General features: G+C 56.6%; 16 protein-coding genes. 6 read left to right on the top strand and 10 right to left on the bottom strand.

All coding sequences use genetic code 11. The features are described 5' to 3' along the window. Window positions 1–205 precede the first annotated feature (205 nt). Window positions 206–1798, bottom strand: coding sequence for an alpha/beta hydrolase family protein (locus tag JYE49_RS09120; RefSeq protein ID WP_093957002.1), 1593 nt, complete (start codon window positions 1796–1798; stop codon window positions 206–208). Between the two features lie 433 nt (window positions 1799–2231). Here JYE49_RS09120 and JYE49_RS09115 point away from each other — a divergent pair, with 433 nt between their 5' ends. After that, window positions 2232–2540 (top strand): hypothetical protein, encoded by a 309-nt coding sequence (locus JYE49_RS09115; protein ID WP_283399358.1) that lies wholly within the window; start codon window positions 2232–2234, stop codon window positions 2538–2540. Window positions 2541–2843: 303 nt separating this feature from the next. Here the strand turns inward: JYE49_RS09115 and JYE49_RS09110 are convergent, their stop codons facing one another. From JYE49_RS09110 to JYE49_RS09070, 9 genes are all read right to left on the bottom strand, one after another. Continuing rightward, window positions 2844–3794, bottom strand: coding sequence for a type I phosphomannose isomerase catalytic subunit (locus JYE49_RS09110; RefSeq protein ID WP_093957003.1), 951 nt, complete (start codon window positions 3792–3794; stop codon window positions 2844–2846). 104 nt (window positions 3795–3898) lie between these two features. Further along, on the bottom strand, window positions 3899–5401 hold the full coding sequence (locus JYE49_RS09105; protein WP_093957004.1) for a sialate O-acetylesterase: 1503 nt from the start codon (window positions 5399–5401) through the stop codon (window positions 3899–3901). 6 nt (window positions 5402–5407) lie between these two features. Continuing rightward, window positions 5408–6559 (bottom strand): glycoside hydrolase family 130 protein, encoded by a 1152-nt coding sequence (locus tag JYE49_RS09100; RefSeq protein ID WP_283399359.1) that lies wholly within the window; start codon window positions 6557–6559, stop codon window positions 5408–5410. Between the two features lie 142 nt (window positions 6560–6701). Further along, entirely contained in the window at window positions 6702–7733 is a 1032-nt protein-coding gene (locus JYE49_RS09095) for a glycoside hydrolase family 130 protein (protein ID WP_093957006.1), read from the bottom strand. Window positions 7734–7897: 164 nt separating this feature from the next. Further along, the gene (locus JYE49_RS09090; protein WP_143754484.1) at window positions 7898–8914 is read right to left on the bottom strand and encodes a LacI family DNA-binding transcriptional regulator; all 1017 of its coding nucleotides are present in this window, start codon (window positions 8912–8914) and stop codon (window positions 7898–7900) included. Next, window positions 8829–10106: an AGE family epimerase/isomerase gene (locus JYE49_RS09085; protein WP_179217296.1), complete on the bottom strand. Its 1278-nt coding sequence runs from the start codon at window positions 10104–10106 to the stop codon at window positions 8829–8831. The genes JYE49_RS09090 and JYE49_RS09085 overlap by 86 nt, the downstream gene beginning before the upstream one ends. A gap of 65 nt (window positions 10107–10171) precedes the next feature. Then, window positions 10172–11047, bottom strand: a complete 876-nt coding sequence (locus tag JYE49_RS09080; protein WP_093957009.1) for a carbohydrate ABC transporter permease — start codon at window positions 11045–11047, stop codon at window positions 10172–10174. A gap of 19 nt (window positions 11048–11066) precedes the next feature. Then, window positions 11067–12029 carry a carbohydrate ABC transporter permease gene (locus JYE49_RS09075; protein WP_283399360.1) on the bottom strand — a complete coding sequence of 321 codons (963 nt, stop codon included), beginning with the start codon at window positions 12027–12029 and terminating at the stop codon, window positions 11067–11069. Between the two features lie 118 nt (window positions 12030–12147). Next, a complete protein-coding gene (locus tag JYE49_RS09070) occupies window positions 12148–13482 on the bottom strand; it encodes an ABC transporter substrate-binding protein (protein WP_093957010.1) in 1335 nt (444 codons plus the stop codon). 733 nt (window positions 13483–14215) lie between these two features. On the opposite strand from JYE49_RS09070, the gene JYE49_RS09065 reads away from it, so the two are divergent. The 5 genes from JYE49_RS09065 to JYE49_RS09045 are packed head-to-tail and all read left to right on the top strand — an operon-like array spanning window position 14216 to window position 18359. Beyond that, the gene (locus tag JYE49_RS09065; RefSeq protein ID WP_093957011.1) at window positions 14216–15133 is read left to right on the top strand and encodes a hypothetical protein; all 918 of its coding nucleotides are present in this window, start codon (window positions 14216–14218) and stop codon (window positions 15131–15133) included. A 6-nt stretch (window positions 15134–15139) separates the two neighbouring features. Then, entirely contained in the window at window positions 15140–16612 is a 1473-nt protein-coding gene (locus tag JYE49_RS09060) for a GNAT family N-acetyltransferase (RefSeq protein ID WP_283399361.1), read from the top strand. 8 nt (window positions 16613–16620) lie between these two features. Further along, window positions 16621–17436 (top strand): GNAT family N-acetyltransferase, encoded by an 816-nt coding sequence (locus tag JYE49_RS09055; RefSeq protein ID WP_093957012.1) that lies wholly within the window; start codon window positions 16621–16623, stop codon window positions 17434–17436. A gap of 16 nt (window positions 17437–17452) precedes the next feature. After that, the gene (locus tag JYE49_RS09050; protein WP_093957013.1) at window positions 17453–17923 is read left to right on the top strand and encodes a GNAT family N-acetyltransferase; all 471 of its coding nucleotides are present in this window, start codon (window positions 17453–17455) and stop codon (window positions 17921–17923) included. Continuing rightward, a complete protein-coding gene (locus JYE49_RS09045) occupies window positions 17910–18359 on the top strand; it encodes an 8-oxo-dGTP diphosphatase (protein WP_093957014.1) in 450 nt (149 codons plus the stop codon). Before JYE49_RS09050 ends, JYE49_RS09045 begins: the two co-directional genes overlap by 14 nt. Window positions 18360–18367: the final 8 nt, after the last annotated feature.

Raw genomic sequence — 18367 nt, 5'->3', positions numbered from 1 at the left:
ACGACTCATTTCCGGACCTCCTTTCTTCAATTTCTTAAGGGTATTCAAACATAAAAAGCAGGCTGTGTCAACGGGTTGTCAGTACATTTTACAATACTGTTACCCATACTGACAGTAAGGGTATATAACAAAAAACCCGGCCTGCCGCATGAACAGACCGGGAAAGGAGGCTGCACAGCGGACCTGTGCAGTGAACCACAAAGGATTACCGCGTGAACCGGGAGATGAACTTCCAGGCGTTCTCGCAGCTGTGATGGCGGCATTCATGGATCTGGCCGCTGACGCTGGCGAAGGCGGTGCGGATGACGCCATCCTCACTCTCGTAATAGTGCACGGTCAGGGTACTGCCCCGGGAAGGATCATAGATCTTTTCCACCTTGTCGCCGGGGATGCCCCAGATGGGCTGCTCCCAGGAATCCTTCTGCTCAAAGGAAACGCCGTCGAACTTCTTTTTCAGCTGATTGACTTCCGCCACATACTGGACCCGCTCCAGGGCAGAATCGGAATGGAAGGGCAGCTCAGGCAGGTGGGATTCCTCGCCGCCGGAATAGAAGACGGGCACGGGCACGGTCTTGTTCAGCCGCTCGGTGGGCGGGCCGCCCCAGAAGGTCTTGTAGACGGGGAAGAGGGCGCTGGCGGGCATAATGCCGGCGAAGATGTCCGGATACTCCTGATAGCAGTCCCAGGTCTTGCCGCTGCCCATGGAGAAGCCGGTGGCGTAGATGCGGTGCTCATCGATGGGGTAGCGCTTCTTCAGGCCTTCAATGACTTCCACCGCTTCGGTGGCGGTAACGTTCTGGTGGTTTTCCACAGAAACGAAGAGGAAGTTGTAGCGGTGGCAGATTTCCCACCAGCCGGCGACAAAGGTCAGGTACATGGATGAGTCACCGCCGCCGTGGAAGCCGAGCACCAGCGGGACGGGGCCGTTGTCAAACAGGCCGTTGTTGTAGTAGGCGAAGTAGCCCACCTTATGGGTCTTAACGTCCTTGATGATCCGGTTGTCGGGGGAGGTGTTGACGGTGACGCAGCCGGCGTCTTCCGTCATGTTCAGGGCCTTGAAGTCAGGCTCCAGCTCCACCTTGCCGCACCACATCTTGAAGTGCTTGACGAAGGCGTCAAAGTCCGCTTCATAATCGGCCTTGGCTTTGACGAGCAGATGCTCGCAACCGCCGAAGGCCTTGTTGATCTCTTCACTGTTGCCGACGCTGAGGATCGGGATATCCCTGCGCTGGACGTCCGGCACCACGCTCAGGCGCTCCATGGAGCACATGGCAGGGGTGATCTCGCCGGGACCCCAGAGGTATTCACCCTGCAGGGAGCGGAGGAGATACTTTGCCACATAGTCGGCAGAAGCGCCGTAGCTGTAGATGTCCGCGCGGAAGATGGCGCCGCGGACGAAATAACCCTTGAAGGTCTGGGTGAAGAAGTCGAAGTTCTCCACGATGCCATCCTTATAGACCTGAATCATTTTGATCTCGGCAATCACGGAAGCGTAGAAGCTTTCATCCGCGCCGGCCCAGCCGCCTTCCGCCGTGGGATAGACAAAGAGCACGCTGGAATCGACGTTCGCGGCAATGTTCGCCAGGCCGGTTTCCCGGGCAAAGTCCACAGCGCTGTCCATGCTCTGCTTTTCCTCTTCAAAAACCAGCAGCAGCGGCGCGCGGAAGCCGTAATTGTTTGTCTGTCCGTCTATTTTATTATCCGGAACATATACCTTCAGAAAGAATTGATCAAAGGTATGCTCCCAGCATTTTCCTCCGGTGATGTCCCGGACCTGAGGTCTTTCCATCATGGCCATGAGTATGTCCTCCTGAGATATGTTGTTTTCAATGTCTGGATTGAAACGATGAACAATCGGTCAGGTTATATTTTATACGGTGACGTGCTAAAGGCGCAATACGTGGAAGGAAGAAGAAGAGGACAAAAAAAGCAAAAGTGGAAGGATGGCCATGCCATCCTTTGATTGCATTGTCTTTTGCTTCGCAAAAGAATGATATGTTGCTTCGCAACATGATATTTCGACTTAATGTCGAAATGATAGATTCGCCTAAAGGCGAATATGATATGTTTGGCTTCGCCAAACGTTGTAGTTTGTTTTACCTTTTTTCTTGTTTCTGTGTAGAGTTGCCCTTTGGGCAGTGTGGTGTTGCATATAAGAGTCGATTTGGAATATGATATAAAATAGATAGATGAAGTGAACATAGTCTGCTGTATCGAACGGAGGGTGAGATATGGGCTGGATTTCGTGGGTGATTATTGTGCTGGCTGTTGGGATCCTGGCTTGTTTCGGTGTGGGAATATTCCGGAAAAAGCAGGGCTCCGATGTGCGTGATAACGGAGAATTGACAAAGGGTATCTCCTTTGATCCGGAGAAACAGGAGCCGGTGATCAGAAGTTCCATTTGTACAGGAGAAAAGGTGGCGGGATTCAAGAGTAAGGAAGACGGGCACTTTACAGAGGTGATGGTGCTCCGGACGCCGAAGGATGAGGAAAGGTTTAAGGAGATGTATCATCTGGATTCTGTGAAAACGGAATACTAATTGTAACTAATGAAAACTTAAAACTTAAAACTTAAGACTTAAGACTTAAAAATGGAGGAAAAAACGACTTCCGTAACTGCGGAAGTCGTTTTGTTGAGTAAATGCGGCCTTTGGCCGTAGTAAGGGATTCCTCGACTACGCTCGGAATGACAAGGTGGGGCGCTGTGGAGAAGTGAATGGATGTGACAAAGGGACAGACCAACTGTCATCATTCCAGAAGAACGTGACAGTTGGTCTGTCCCTTTGTCACATTGCGCGATAGTGTTGAGTGAAGAGTGAAAAGTGTCCTCGTTTCCACCGCTGTTAGACAGCGGTTGAAATGAGGAAACGACCAAAGCCTTCAACGGAGACGTCCGGAAGGGCGGCAGGGAGAACAGCGGTTTGCCAGGGGAGAAGGGTTTCCCGATGATTCTCCCAGCACAGGGCGCAGCCTTTGGCTGTGGCGGTCAGGAACTGCATTTTGCCTGTGGGCAGGGTCATCCTCCCGTCCAGGTCATAAGCATACAGCTGGAAGTGGGGATCGCTGACCAGCAGCGTACGCCGGCCGCCGGGCAGCTCTTCCGGTTCGCCGGTCTGGCGGGGAAGCACACCGGATCTGGAGACGGAGAGCGCCTGCTCAATGTGCAGGGGCCGTGGCTTGCCGTCTTTTCCGATCCGGCCCCAGTCCCAGAGGCGGTAGGTGAGATCGCTGGCCTGCTGGATTTCATAGCAGCGGATACCGGAACCCAGGGCATGAACGGTTCCGGCAGGAATATAGAACACGTCGCCCGCATGGACTTCCGTCCGGCAGAGGCTGCTTTCCAGCCTGCCCTCATCCAGGACAGAACGCAGGGACTGGCCATGGGTGTCGATTCCGTAAACCAGCTGCGCTCCGGGAGCGGCGTCCAGGATATACCAGGCTTCGCTTTTGCCGGGCTTGCCTTCATGGGAGAGGGCATAGCTGTCATCCGGATGAACCTGGACGGACAGGGGCTGGCGGGTATCCAGCAGCTTCAGCAGGAGCGGGAAACCGTTTTCTTCTCGGCCAGTTAAACACTTGCCCCAGAGCGGGAAGAGATCCCGCAGGGTTTTGCCGGCGTATTCCCCGTTGACAACCCGGCTTTCATGACCGGGCAGGGCGGAAACTTCCAGGCTTTCGCCGGTGATTTCATCCGGCGAGTTTTTGCCGAAAAGCTCCTTCAGCGCGTGACCGCCCCAGGGGGTCTCCGGCCCATGCCGGAAGGAAGGTGCCATAACAAGCGGATAGACGTTCATTTTCCTGTTCTCCTGTGTTCGTTTGGGCAAAAGCAAGGCTCAGGCAGGCTGGTTCAGCCTGACAGCGGCTTTTTGCTTGTGCGGTTGTCGTATATTAAAAACCTTTAGAAATCAAAGGGTTCAAGCGGCAGATTGTTCTCCCCGAAGAAGGGAACCTGCGCCGCGTAGTCTGTCCAGGCATAGCGGGCATGCACCGGCTGTCTGATGCTGTCCGCACGGAGCAGGAGCCGGTCTCCGCGGATCTCCGCCCGGGCGGGAACATAACTGCCGTCGGCACCCGCAATCTCCAGCAGGGCGGCAGTTTCACCGCGGAACTGAACGGGCGCGGAAAGACGGATGGAAAGCGTATCTCCCTGCGGCGTCAGATCCAGTGCCCGGGGAGAAACTTCTCCGGCACCGTACAGCATGATACCGGCCAGTTCCGCCAGGCGCTCGCCCACGGGGCGCTTCGCGGTGGGGTGTATGTTGCCGTATTCTCCCTGGTCCAGCAGGCAGATCATCCCGGTGCCCGGTACGGCGTCCCGTACCGCGGCCTGGGCTTTGCGGAGCAGGGGCCAGCGGAAAGTGTCTATCCCGTTCTGGTCCACCCACATGGGAAGCTGCACAAACAGGAAGGGCAGAGCCTCATCCCGGAACAGTTTTCGCCAGGTGCGGATCAGCAGGGTCAGCAGGGTATCATAGTGATCGGTTTTGCCGGTGTCCTCTTCCCCCTGGTAGAACAGGATGCCGGTCAGCGTGACGGGCACAATCTCCCGCACCATGGTGACGGCCAGCCCGGCAGGCCGGTAAGGAGAACCGGGCCCCGCCGGAGGGTTCCAGGGAACAAACCCGCAGGCGGCTTCGATGTCCGCCCAGGGGGCTCCCGGATGGGACTGCTTGTACTCATCCACCTTGCTGCACCAGGCACCGAAGGTTTCCTGGAAGAGGTTCTCTTCCTCCTGCCAGGTTTCCATGCTTTTGCCGGCGGTGAGGGCTTCATATTCCTCCAGGTAGCGGACGCCTTCCGGTTCGGTGCGGAGGACGTCTTCCTCCATCCAGCAGGTGACGGAAGTGCCGCCCCAGTAGCAGCCGATGATACCGACCGGGATCTCCGGAATGCGCTCCCGGAGCATCGCGGCGAAGAAATAAGCCACCGCGCTGTTAACCCCGCCGGTTCCGGGAGAAACGGCCTGCCAGCGGGTTTCCGCCACAGCCTTTTGCTGGGCCGGGCCCTGCACGGACTGCTTCGGGACGTTGAAGAACCGCAGGAGCGGATCATCATATTGCCGGATGATTTCCGGTCCTTCATCCGCGTTGCGCAGCTCCAGCTCCATGTTACTCTGGCCGCCGGCAAGGAAGACCTCGCCGATGGCCACGTCGTCCGCTTCGGCCTGCTCATCACCCGCCTGGATGACCAGACGGCAGCCTGCCTGCGCTTCCTGCGGGGGCAGGGAAACCAGGAAACGGGTGCCTTCCGCCCGGGCGGAGCCTTCCCCCAGAAGGGTACCCTCCCGGCTGAGGAGCCGGACAGTTACGGTCAGCCCTTCGGAGACATCCCCGAAGACCCGGATCTCTTTCCGTCTGCACAGCACTGCGCCGTCGGTGAACAGAGACGCCGGTTTCAGCATGGGCCCTTACCTTCTTTCCTTCAGGTATTCCAGATTCCGGCGGATCAGGTCGGCCCGCTGGCGGACGCAGTCCGCGCTGCGGAGCGGATCCTCCGGGGTGTTGAACACATAGTCCTTGAGTCTCTCCAGATCCGTTTCCGCCACATGCATGCGGGTATCGGAAGAGGCATAGTAGATATAGACCCGGCCGTCATCATCCGCGATGGCGCCGTTGGTGAAGACAACGTTGCTCACATCGCCGGTGCGCTCCCGGCCGAGGGGACCGAGGAGCATGCCGGAGGGCTCCGCAATGATGCGGGAGGGATCATTGAGATCTGTCGCAAAGGCGTACAGCACATACCGCAGTCCGGCGGCGGTGTTCCGCACGCCGTGGGCGATGTGGATCCAGCCGCGGTCCGTCTTGATGGGCACGGCACCGGCACCGTTCTTGGACTCGGTCAGGGTGTGGTACTTCCGGCGGGAAATGATCTTCTCCTCGCCGATGACCGGATGGGTGATATCCCCGCAAAGGCCGAAACCGATGCCCCCGCCGGAGCCGGTCTCGATGAAGTCGTCCATGGGACGGGTATAGAAGGCGTACTTGCCATCCACGAACTCCGGATGGAGCACCACGTTCCGCTGCTGGGGAGAATTCAGGGTAATCAGGTTCGGAAGGCGCTCCCAGGTTTCCAGGTCCTTTGTCCGGACGATGCCCGCCGCGGCAACGGCGGCGGAAAGATCGGCGCTGCGGGTATCCTTGCTCTCGGAGCAGAAGACGCCGTAGATCCAGCCGTCCTCATGGGCAGTCAGGCGCATGTCATAGACGTTGGTTTCCTGCTTTTCCGTATCCGGCAGGATGACCGGATAATCCCGGAAACGGAAGCCTTCGGTAGGCTTGTCGCTTTCCGCCACGGCGAAGAAGCTCTTTCGGTCCATGCCTTCCACGCGAACCACCAGGCAATATTTGCCGTTCAGCTTGATGGCGCCGCTGTTCAGGGTGGCATTGACGCCCAGACGCTGCATCATAAAGGGATTGGTGTCTGGATTCGCGTCATACATCCAGAAGGGAGGAATATGGTCCCGGGTGAGGACGGGGTTGGCGTAGCGGGAAAAAAGGCCGTTGTAGAAGCGGGAATCAACGGGGTTGGGGAGGGAGATTAATTGCTCATAGGAGGACATCAAATCCTGAAAAGTGTGAGAGTTCATGGTATGCCTCATAAATAAATGAATACTTAAAACTTAAAACTTAAAAATGAATAATGGCGGATGGATGGCTACGCCATCCTTTGAATGAAGATTTACACAATTACTGATTCGGGAATCAGTAATTGTGTTTGGCCTCGTCGTCGCCATAGTGGAGGACGCTGTGGGATTTGATGTAGTTGACGACGGAGTCCACGGTGGTGAAGGCCAGGCCGACATGTGTGTCGGCTGCGCCGTAGTAGATGGCGATGCGGCCGGTGTCCCCATCCTGCAGGGTGGCGCAGGGGAAGACCACATTGGGCACGAAGCCGCTGACTTCATAGGGTTCTTCCGGCGTCAGCAGGTAGTTGGCGCAGCGGTAGAGAACCTTGCTGGGCTCGTTGATATCCAGGATGGCGCCGCCCATGGAATAGACAAAGCCGTTGCAGGTGGAGGAAACGCCGTGATAGAAGAGCAGCCAGCCTTCAGTGGTTTCAATCGGGGCGGCGCCGGCGCCGATCTTGACGCCCTGCCACCATTCTCCGCCGCTGCCCATCACATGACGATGCTTGCCCCAGAACACCATGTCCGGGCTCTCGCTGAGGAAGATATCGCCGAAGGGTGTATGGCCGCTGTCGGAAGGCCGGGAGAAGAGACGGAAGGTTCCGTTGATCTTCCGGGGGAAGAGTACCGCGTTGCGGTTGAAGGGGATAAAGGGATTCTCCAGGCGGGTGAAGGTTTTGAAGTCCTTCGTCTTCGCCATGCCGATGGAGGCGCCGTGGAAATCTCCGCACCAGATGATGTAATAGGTATCTTCCACCTTCACGAGGCGGGGATCATAGGCGTAATGGGGCATCATGGGGTTGCCGTCTTCATCGGTGAAGGGAACCTTTTCCCGCTCCACATCCCAGTGGATGCCGTCTTTGGAATGACCGAGGTAGACGTAGGGAACGCCGTTGACCTGCTCGCCGCGGAGCACCGCGATGTAGCCGTCTTCCCACGGCACGACGGCGCTGTTGAAGATCCGGGCAATTTCAGGGGTGGGATTGCGGCCCAGCACCGGGTTCTCAGAGTAACGCCATACGGGAGTCTCGGTTTTCAGATCCGCGGGACGATCCTGCCAGGGAATATTGGGGAGGGAACCGGCGTTCAAAATCTTAACTTCAGACATGTTGTTAACTCCTTACAGTATGTTTTTAATTCAGAATTCAGAATTAAGAATTCAGAATTATTAGTTACTAAACCATTTGGTGAGGTTGTGATTCACAGAAAACTGTTAGGCTACACTTTATTCCATGAGTATGGGATGCGGACAGATAATTCTGAATTCTGAATTCATAATTCTGAATTGGTACAGGGGATTTCCGATTCCCTGTAAACGGGCTGTCCGCCGACAACCAGGCGGCCGAAGGGCTTGCGTTCTCCGGCACAGCGCTCCAGCAGGGCTTTGACTGCCAGCTCGATCATGCTGTCGGTATCAATGCGGAAGGTGCTGAGCGGCACATCCCCGGGATTGCCCTGGGGGAAGTCATCAAAACCGGTGACGGAGATATCCTCCGGAACCCGGTAGCCCTTCTCTTTGAGGAGGCTGATCAGCATCCGGGCGGTGATATCGCAGTTGCAGACGAAAGCGGTGGGAAGCTCATCCGGCAGAACCGGATCCACCAGGCCGCCGGTCAGCTCGCGGTCCGGAAGGATCCACTCCTCCCGCACCTGCAGGTCGTTGAGCAGCATCGCCCGGTAATAACCCAGGAAGCGGTCCATGATACTGCTGGTGGCTTTGGTGTTGCCGACGAAGCCGATTTTTGTATGTCCCCGGCGGATCAGGTGGCTGGTCAGCCGGTAGGCGCCGTAGCTGTTATCGCCGGCAACCGCGTCGGCGTTGGCCTGCTCATCATAGAAATCCAGGAACACGATGGGCACCCCGGCCTGCGCGACCTTGCGGTAATAAGCCTTGGCCGGCTCACCCAGGAGGATCAGCCCGTCCGCGTGACCGGAGGTCATGAGGTTGGGAAGGACGCCTTCCTTTTCGTTCTCCGGGGTCAGGATCTCCAGCAGGCCGAAATGTCCCAGGTCCGCCAGCTTCTTGATCAGCTGCTTGCAGAGGATGGCGTAATAGGAATCCGGCTCGAAGTATTTATCCGGGATCACGATCCCGATCTCCAGGTGATCGTGGAGGATATTCCGGGTTCCCCGGGGATACGAATAACCCATCTCATCCGCTTTTTTGATAATCTTTGAGCGAAGCTTGTCGCTCATGCCGGATTTACCCGCCAGCGCCTTGGAAACCGTGACCGCACTGGTTCCCACGGCTTTGGCGATATCCCGCATCGTCGCTTTCTTTACTGACAATTTCTCCAGTCCTTTCTCCTGCTCCGGCAATCAGCCGGAGACACATACGCCCGTTGTGATACGGGCATTTCCATTCATCCGCTTCCGGTTTACCGATGACGGAGTCGTCCTCGTGAAGCTCGTTGAACCATTCGCCACCGTCCCGGGAATCGACGAAGACCCGGGAGATATACGCCCATTGCTGCTCCATCCGCTCCAGCCAGGCGGGATCTTTTGTGATCCGCAGGCCGAAGTCAAAGCCCAGCATGGCTTCCGCCTGGGGCCACCAGGTGCGGAGGTGATTCACCCTGCCGGATACAGATTCATAATGAATCCCGCGGCCGGTCCAGGCTCGTTCCGTCACGCTCTGCAACAGATCCAGGCACATGGCCTTCCAGGGCTCCCGCTCCGCTTCAGGGATCAGCGTTTCCGCGGCATCCCAGAGCAGCCAGGCGGCCTCAATGTCATGGCCGAAGCTCTGAATATCCAGCAAGGGGTGCCAGTCAGCATCGAAGAACACCTCCAGGCGGCGCTTTTCCGGATTCATGATCCGGTCCAGGCACAGCCGGAGACCGGCTTCCCCGGCGCGGCGGACGTCCTCGTCCGGCCGGGCACGGTACAGCTCCGCATAGGCTTCGATGACGTGCAGCAGCGTGTTCATGGTCCGGGAGGCCAGCACGCCGTTCTCGCTCAGCTTTTCATTGCTTTCGGGCGTGAAGGCTGCCGTCTGCGCTTCCAGGTATCCGCCCGCGTCCCGGCACTTTGTTTCCATGACCCGGAACAGGGATAGCGCCTTATCCAGCGCTTCGGGATTGCCCGTCAGCCGGTAATAAGCGGCAAGTCCGTATACCGCGAAGGCCTGACAGTAGGTATGCTTGGTGGTGTCCGACGGCTTTCCGTCAAAGGTGACCGACCAGAACACCCCGCCGTTTTCGGGATCCTCAAACCGGCTGAAGAAAGCGTAGGCGTGATCCGCGTATGCGCGCAGGTCCGGCCGGTTCAATACGGCGGAAGCAACGGAAAAGAACCACAGGATCCGGCTGTTCAGGATGCAGCCTTTATCGGCTCCCCGGTTCAGCTGTAAATCACTGCCCACGTAACCGTAATATCCGCCATAAGCGTTGTCCATCAAGGCTTCCCAGAAGGGAAGGATCTTCTGCTCCAGATGGGTGCGGACACCGGATATCAACGTGGAAGGTTCTTTGTTAACCATACTGTTAACCTCATGCTTCATTATAAGGAAATGATGACTTCTGTCAATTGCGGAGCAAGGGATGATCAGCCCTTGACGGACCCGCTGGCCAGGCCTGCGTAGACCTGCTTCTGGAAAACGAGGAAGATGATCAGACTGGGGATCAGCGTCAGCAGGACGCCGGCGCAGATGATGTTATAGGAGCTCTTGAAGGGTCCGGAGAAGGAGTAGAGGGCGGTGGAGATGGTGCGCCAGGAGTTGGACTGGAGATAAAGGTTGGCACTGTAATACTCGTTGTACACGCCCACACCCTTCAGCACGGCTACGGTGATGATGGCCGGCTTGGTCAGCGGCAGCAGGATTTTGAAGAAGACGCCGAAGTAGGTGCAGCCTTCCAGCACGGCGGATTCATCCAGGGCTCCGTCCAGGTTTTCAAAATACTGGAGGAAGATATAGATGGAGATAACGTCCGTGCCGCTGAGCAGGATCATGTAGCCGGTGATGGAATTCAGCAGCCCCAGGTTCTTCATGATCTGGTAGGTGGTGACCTGCATGGCGATGCCGGGAATCAGGGTGGCGATCATGAACAGGTTCCGGATCAGCCCGTTGCCGGGGAAACGGAAGCGGTTCAGGACGTAGGCCAGCATGGAACCCATCATCACGGAGACGGCCACCACGACGATGACCACCGAGGCGGAGGTCAGGAAAGCCCGGAGCATATCGCCTTCCGTCCAGACCTGTACATAGTTGCCGAAGTTGAACCAGTTCCGCGGCAGGGCCATGGCGTTGGTGGAGGCGTACTCCTCCGCACTTTTGAAGGACGTGGTGAAGGAGGACCAGATAGGCAGCAGCGCGATAAAGCAGGCCAGGAACAGTGAAAGATACTCCAGGGCCCGGATGACGGAACGCCTGATCCGGGCGCCGCGGTTGGATTCCCGGACGGCGTGGACTGCGATGGACATAAACCTGTTTCCTCCCTTCTCACCAGAGCGCCTTGGCCTTGTTGGCCTTGGCGTTGAAGGTGCTTTCGGAATCCTTCATCACATACCGGAAGAACAGGCGCTGCAGCACCGTGAACAGCAGGATCAGCGCCATGAGGACCATGGCCATGGCGCAGGCCTGGCCAACCTTCTGGGATACATGAGCCATCTGGTGGATCTTGATAAAGAAGGTGGCGGTGCCGTTGGCGCCCATGCTGCCCACGACGTAGGCAGGCTCGAAGGCGGAGAGGGATCCGGTGATGGACAGGATGAGGTTGAGCATGAACACGGTTTTGATGCCCGGCAGGATGATGGCTTTGAACTGCTGCCAGCGGTTGGCACCGTCAATGGTGGCCGCCTCATAGAGGGTCGGATCGATGGAGGCGATGGCACCGATAAACAGCACCATGTTCTGGCCGCAGTATTTCCAGACGGAAGTAAAGACCAGGGACCAGTTATTGACACTCTGGTCCCGCAGCCAGTAGGGCAGCTTTTCCAGCGGGATGCCGATGGCCTGCAGGACCGTGTCCAGCACGAAACCGTGAGTAAAGAAATACTTGAAGATATAACCGATGGCGATACCGTTTACCAGGAAGGGAAAGAAGAGCACAGCCTTATAAATCCCCGATCCCCTGAGCCGCTCCAGGCTGAGGACGGAAGCGAAGAAGAGAGCCAGGGCCAGCTGAACCACGGCGCCGGCCATGTAGTAAAGGCTCAGCAGCATGGCGTCCACATACTCGGGCTTGGTGAAGATCTTCAGGTAGTTGTCAAAACCGACAAATCCCTTGTCCTTCGTGTAGCTCATGTTGTGGAAGCTGAACTGGATCATCTTCCCGAAGGGGATGTAGGTGAACAGGATCAGCAGGAACAGCGGGACGACCGCGAACAGAAAGATGACAAGCACTTTCTGCCAGTTGATTTTACTTCGGCGCAGATCCGGCTGCACGGTACTGACGATACTCACGGGGGATGCACCTCCCTGGTGTTTGGATGAAAGAAGGCGGGTCCGGGGGAGTGTTTCCCGGACCCGCCCGGAGGAGATGACGGCTATGGGGAAAGCCGCCCATTATGAAAAGCGATGATTACTTGACTTCAACGTTCAGGGCAGCCTGCGCGTCGCTCCAGGCGGCGTTCCAGTCAGCCATGATTTCGTCAAAGGTCTTGTCGTGGTTGAAAGCGTGCTCGATGATTTCCTGCACCTTGGTGTTGCCGCCGGCGTTGAAGTTCAGTTCAGACTCGGCGTTCATCTCGTTCAGCAGGGTTTCTTCGCCGGGCAGAGAATCCGCGTCGGACAGCATATCGATGCCGTCGAAAGCAGCGTACAGGTCCGGATATTCGCCGCTCTTATCGATCGGGACGCCGCCTTCGCTGTAGGCGAAGCCGCTTTCGTGGGTCAGCCACTTCAGGTAGTACATGGAAGCCAGCTTCTCTTCATAGGAAGCCTGGACGTTGATGGCGAAGTTGTAGTCGCCGCCGGCGGGAGCATACTGCTTTCCGTCGATGGAGATGGGGAACGCCATGTAGCCGACGTCTTCCGGATGCTCGCCGCCTTCAGCGTCACGCATCTGGGTGAAAGCCCAGGAACCCAGCACCATGGAGGCGATCTGGCCGTTGTTCAGCATCGGCTTGCAGCCTTCCCAGTCGGTGGTGGTGTAGTCGTCTTCGATCAGGCCTTCAGCAGTCGCGTCGTACAGGATCTTATACACGGCGTAGGGGCCGGTGCCGTTGCCCTGATCCGCGAAGGGATCCTTGGCATGGGCCAGTTCCTGGTTCATGTAGGTGTCCTTGCCGGTGGCGGCGACGCCGATGTAAGCGTCCCAGGCGCCCATGGTCCAGCCGGCAGCATAGTTGGTGTACAGCGGGATGGCGTCGGTCTTTTCCTTGACAGCCTTCAGGGCGGCGATGAACTCATCGGGGGTCTTGGGCAGCTCGGTCACGCCGGCTTCCGCGAAGATCCGCTTGTTGTACAGGACGCCGTTGGCATTGCCGGTGGAAGGAATGCCGTAGCAGACGCCGTCAAAGGACCAGGAGCTCATGAAGTTGTACAGGCCGCTCAGGGTTTCCAGGGAGCCCAGCGGAACGAAGTACTTGGACAGCTCGTCCTTCTGCACGGTGGGGATGCCCATGATGGTCCAGTCGGTGTTGCCGACGCGCATGAGGGCGTTTTCAGCGTAGTCCGTGATCAGTTCGTACTCGATCTCCACATTGGGGTAGATCTGACGGAACGCTTCCACATAGCCGTTCAGCTTGTCCGCGATATCGGTGCGGTGATAGGCAAAGTGGATCTTGGCGGTCAGGTCGGTGTTTTCGCCCAGGACGATCTGATCGAAGGTGGGCAGGGTTTCTTCCGCGGAGGCGAAAGAGGCCAGGCCGAGCATCAGGCAAACAGCCAGGACCAGGGACAGAATTTTCTTCATGAAACAGTTACCTCCTAAAAAGTTGATTATTTTATGGGCGCTCTGACCCATATAAACGTGTTCCGCAACCTCAATCGTCGCCTCTCGCCCTTGGAGCGGGCTCGATTCTCGTTTCGGTTGACTCATTCACCTCGTTTTCGCCTGCCGGCGAATGCCCCACTGGGGCACCTCTCGGTTCGTTCCCCTCCTTGACGTGCAAGCACGTCGCAAATGTAATCATGTTAGGTTAACAAGTTAACCTTTGTTGTTTACATATTAACCAACGTAAACGAAAATGTCAACAACGGCAAAATCGCTAAAATCCTGTTAACTAAACGTTGTAAGCTTTCTGAAAGATTGAGACAATGTCTGATTACACACTTAACATAAGTTAACAAAATGGTTAACAAAACACATTTCCGGAACAAAAAATATTTTTGGATTTTACCAAAGAAGAAGTGAAAACCGGGCCGGAGAAAAATCCTTGACACTGATTACAGTCCCGTATTATATTTAATTCCAATCTGAAAGAAAGGAATGCTCTTCTGATGCAGCGTAACGGATCCAAATACAGTGAATCTATTATGATCTCCGCGAATGGCATGATGCAGATTCGCATTATTTCCGTATACGGTCATACAGTCAGAGAAGAGCAGTCCGGCATATAAACCAGGATTTATCCAGCCGCTTATCTCTGACAGATAAGCGGCTTTTTTGATACCCAAAGGCGGAATCAGAAATACGGGAGGGAAAAATGATAAACAGTCTGAAAAGATGCTGTGCCGTTCTGGCAGCGGTTCTGCTGGCAACAGCGGCGCCGGCCTTTGCGGAAGAAAGGACTGTGCGGACAGAAAGCTGGAGAATGGAAAACCGCAATGAGGTTTTTGCCTGGATTCCGGAGGGGCTTCCGGCAGAACCGGTTCCCATGGTGCTGGCGATGAACTGTACAAACGGCAATCCGCAGGCGGAAGTGAAAACCAACGGCTGGGATGTGCTGTGCGCGGAGGAAGGCTTCATTGTGATTGCACCGGAATACAGGGACAGTGCATCCTATGAAGAAACAGATTATCTCCGCATGGTGATTGAACAGGCGGTCAGCCGGTATCCGGTGGATCCGTCCAGGGTTTACGCCACGGGCTTTTCCAACGGCGGAGCGGCGGCGATTGCGCTGGCTTCAGAATATCCGGAACTGATCGCCGGGATTTCAGCGGCCGGGTGGCTGGTGGAAGTGAGAAACACGGAGGGGCTGCTGACGCCCTTCCAGGTGCTGAAGGGAACGGAAGAATTCACTATCCGGAACGGGCAGGGCGATATGGAACTGATGGAGGATGAAAAGAACGCCCTGCGGACCCTGTTTGAGATGGACCGAATGCCTTTGGGCGAAACAGATTATCACACGGTGCCCTACTGGGGGTACAGGCCGGACCGGCAGGAAAGTATCTGGCCGGAATACAAGGACTATCATTATTACGGCGGAAGCGGTATTCCGCAGAGCAACGTGGAGTGGCAGATCAGCGATTACTGCCTGGAAGGCTATGAAGCGCCTTTTGCCCAGCTGGTGCTGATTGAAGGCGCGGATCATACGCCGCATGATTATCATGCGAGAATTGCGTGGGATTTCTTCTCCCGCTTCAGCCGGAACACAGACGGAACGATAACTGAAAGGAAATAAAGAGCAATGATTATCAGAAAATTTACAGAGCAGGACGCGCAGGCCGTGTCCGAACTGATTATTACCACGATCCGGATTTCCAATACGAAGGATTATCCGGTGGAGCTGATGGAAGAACTGGTGAAGACGGAAACGCCGGAGCATGTGCTGCAGCGGGCCTCCTGGACGCACTTCTATGTGGCGGAGGAAGCCGGGAAGATTATCGGCTGCGGCGCGATCGGCCCTTACTGGGGCAAAGAAGATGAAAGCAGCCTGTTCACGATCTTTGTGCACCCGGAATGGCAGGGCAAGGGAATCGGCCGGGCCATCGTGGAAACCCTGGAAAAGGATGAGTACGGCATACGGGCAAACCGGATCGAGATTCCGGCTTCTATTACCGGGCTTCCGTTCTACCGGAAGCTGGGGTACGGCTTTAAGGACGGAAAAGATACCGTTGACGAGGAACAGCTCTACCGGCTGGAAAAGCAGATTGAGGCCCCGGTCATCCGTCAGGTGGAGGATGCGGAGGAGAAATCCCGGATTGCCCGGGAAATCCTGGAAGCGCTGCCGGAGTGGTTTGAGGTTCCGGAATCCCGGGAACAGTATATCCGGGAATGCAGGAAATGGTTCTTTGCAGCGGCGGAACGGAATGGCAGGGCGGTGGGCTTCCTGTGCCTGAAGGAAACGGGAAAGGTTACCGTTGAACTGGCAGTGACCGGCGTGCTGAAGGCGCTTCACCGCCGGGGAACCGGCAGGGCACTGTTTGAAGCAGCAAAAGCATACGCGGTTGCCGCGGGATATGAATTCATGCAGGTCAAGACGGTGGCGGAGGGCCTCTATGAAGACTATGACCGGACCAACCGGTTCTACCAGGGGCTGGGCTTCCGGGAACTGGAAGTGATTCCGCAGGTATGGGATGAGGACAACCCCTGCCAGATCTATGTGATGTCCCTGAGGAAATCCCCGTGGGAACAGATCATGACCCGCCGGAGCTATCGGGGCAAATACAAACCGGACAGGATTCCGCGGGAGGATATGAGGACGATCCTGGAAGCGGGGCTGGCGGCACCCTCCGGCTGCAACAAACAGACCACCAGCCTGGTGGCGGTGGACGATCCGGAAATCCTGAAGCAGATCAACGCGGTGATTGATCCGCCGGTCTGCGAGACGGCACCGGCCATGATCTGCGTCCTGTCCCAGCGGATTAACGCATTCCGGGACCGGTGCTTTGCGACGCAGGACTATTCCGCGGCCATTGAAAACATGCTGCTGACGATTTCCTCCCTGGGATACGGGAGCTGCTGGTTTGAAGGACATATTACCGATGAGGACCGGATCTGCGACCGGATCGCGGAAATCCTGAATGTGCCGGAGGGATACGACCTGGTCTGCATCCTGCCGGTCGGAAAGATGGAAGGCGAACCGACCGTACCGAAGAAAAAGCCCTTTGCCGAACGGGCCTGGTTCAACGGATTCGGCAAAACGGAAGAAATGGAGTAATAAAGCCAATGGATGCTTTTGTGAATGAGAAGGATTTTGAACTGCTGGCTGACGACCGGTGTACCTTCCAGGTGCTGGACAGGATCCTGAGGCAAGAATGTGAGCTGATCCGGACAGATCATGAACGCCTGATCCTGTGCCATTCCGCATCGCGCTATCCGGTCTGGATCTGGACGCCGGACGGCCTGACGGAGGCGGAGAAGGAAGCCGCATGGAAACTGGCATCAGAGTTCCGTCTGGTGGAAGAGGGCTTCGAGATCATCATGAAATACGAGCTGGCGGAATACTTTATGGCCCGCGCGGAAAAGGAGGGCATGAAGATGGGCTGCCAGATGGAGATGATGGCCTATGATTGCCCGGAACCCAAGACACCGGAATTTCCGGCGGACGGGGAACTGTACGAATGCACGCCGGAGGATACGGACGAGGTTGTGAAATTCCTGGGCGGGTTCTTTATGGATTTAGACGGGGAACTGCCGCCGGATGAACGTATCCTGGCCAAAGCACAGGAATACATCGGCAACCAGGCGTTTTTCCAGTGGAAGACGGCGGAGGGCACGCCGGTTGCCTGCTGCTATTACAGGCCGAACCAGGATATGGCCTCCATCGGCGGTGTATGGACCGTGCCGGAATACCGCAGGAAGCATTACGCGCAGCAGCTGGTCTATGCCGTGACAAAAAAGATCGCCGGCATGGGGTATCTGCCCATGCTGTATACGGACGCCAATTACGCAGCGTCCAATGCCTGCTATCAGAAGATCGGCTACACCCTGAGGGGCAGGCTGTGCACGATTAAGCGCATGGAAGAAGAAAAGATGATATAATCACGGAGGCAAAAAGATGTTTTATGATACAGAGGATCTGCAGGACGGGGCAATCCGGCTGCAGCTGGAAAGAACCGCAGAGGGGTATCCGGAGAAAGGCTGGGTGCCGGCTTACTACTTCGGAATCTGCCTTCCGGACGGAACGCGGATCGGGCAGTGCGACCTGCGGATCGGCCACAACGACCGGCTCTACATCGGCGGGAACATCGGCTACGGGATCGATGAAGCCTACCGGGGACACCATTACGCGGCAAAAGCCTGCGGGCTGCTGTTCCGGCAGGCCCGGAAGCATGATCTGGGGTATGTGATTATTACCTGCGATCCGACCAACACCGCTTCCTCGAGAACCTGCGAGCTGGCGGGCGGAGAGTATCTGGAAACGGCGGATATTCCGGAAGACCACGATATGTATGAAAGGGGACTGCGCCAGGTCATGGTTTACCGCTTTGACCTGGACCGCGGGGAAAACGAAGATGGAACGAACTGAACGGGTGATCCTGACCAACCTGTGTATGATCCAGGACGGCACGAAGGTGCTGGTACAGGAGAAGGTGGGGAAGGACGCCGGCGGGATCATTTTCCCCGGCGGCCATGTGGAGGAGCATGAGCCCATTGTGGATTCCGTGATCCGGGAAATGAAGGAAGAAACGGGACTGACCATTGAGAGCCCGAAACTGTGCGGGATCAAGGAATGGATCAACGAGGACGGCACCCGGTATGTTGTGTTCCTGTTCAAGACCGACCGCTTTTCCGGGGAACTGACCTCCTCGGACGAAGGACGGGTATTCTGGATGGAGAAGGACGATGTGCTGAAGAGCAACTGGATCTGGCAGATGGACTGCCTGCTGAAGATCATGGCGGACGGAGAATATACGGAACTGTTTTTTGACCCTGCGGATGACTGGAAACCGGTATTGAAATAACCTCAGAC

It is taken from the genome of Aristaeella hokkaidonensis (assembly GCF_018128945.1).
Lineage (GTDB): Bacteria > Bacillota > Clostridia > Christensenellales > Aristaeellaceae > Aristaeella > Aristaeella hokkaidonensis.
This window is presented reverse-complemented; position numbering and strand designations above follow the sequence as displayed.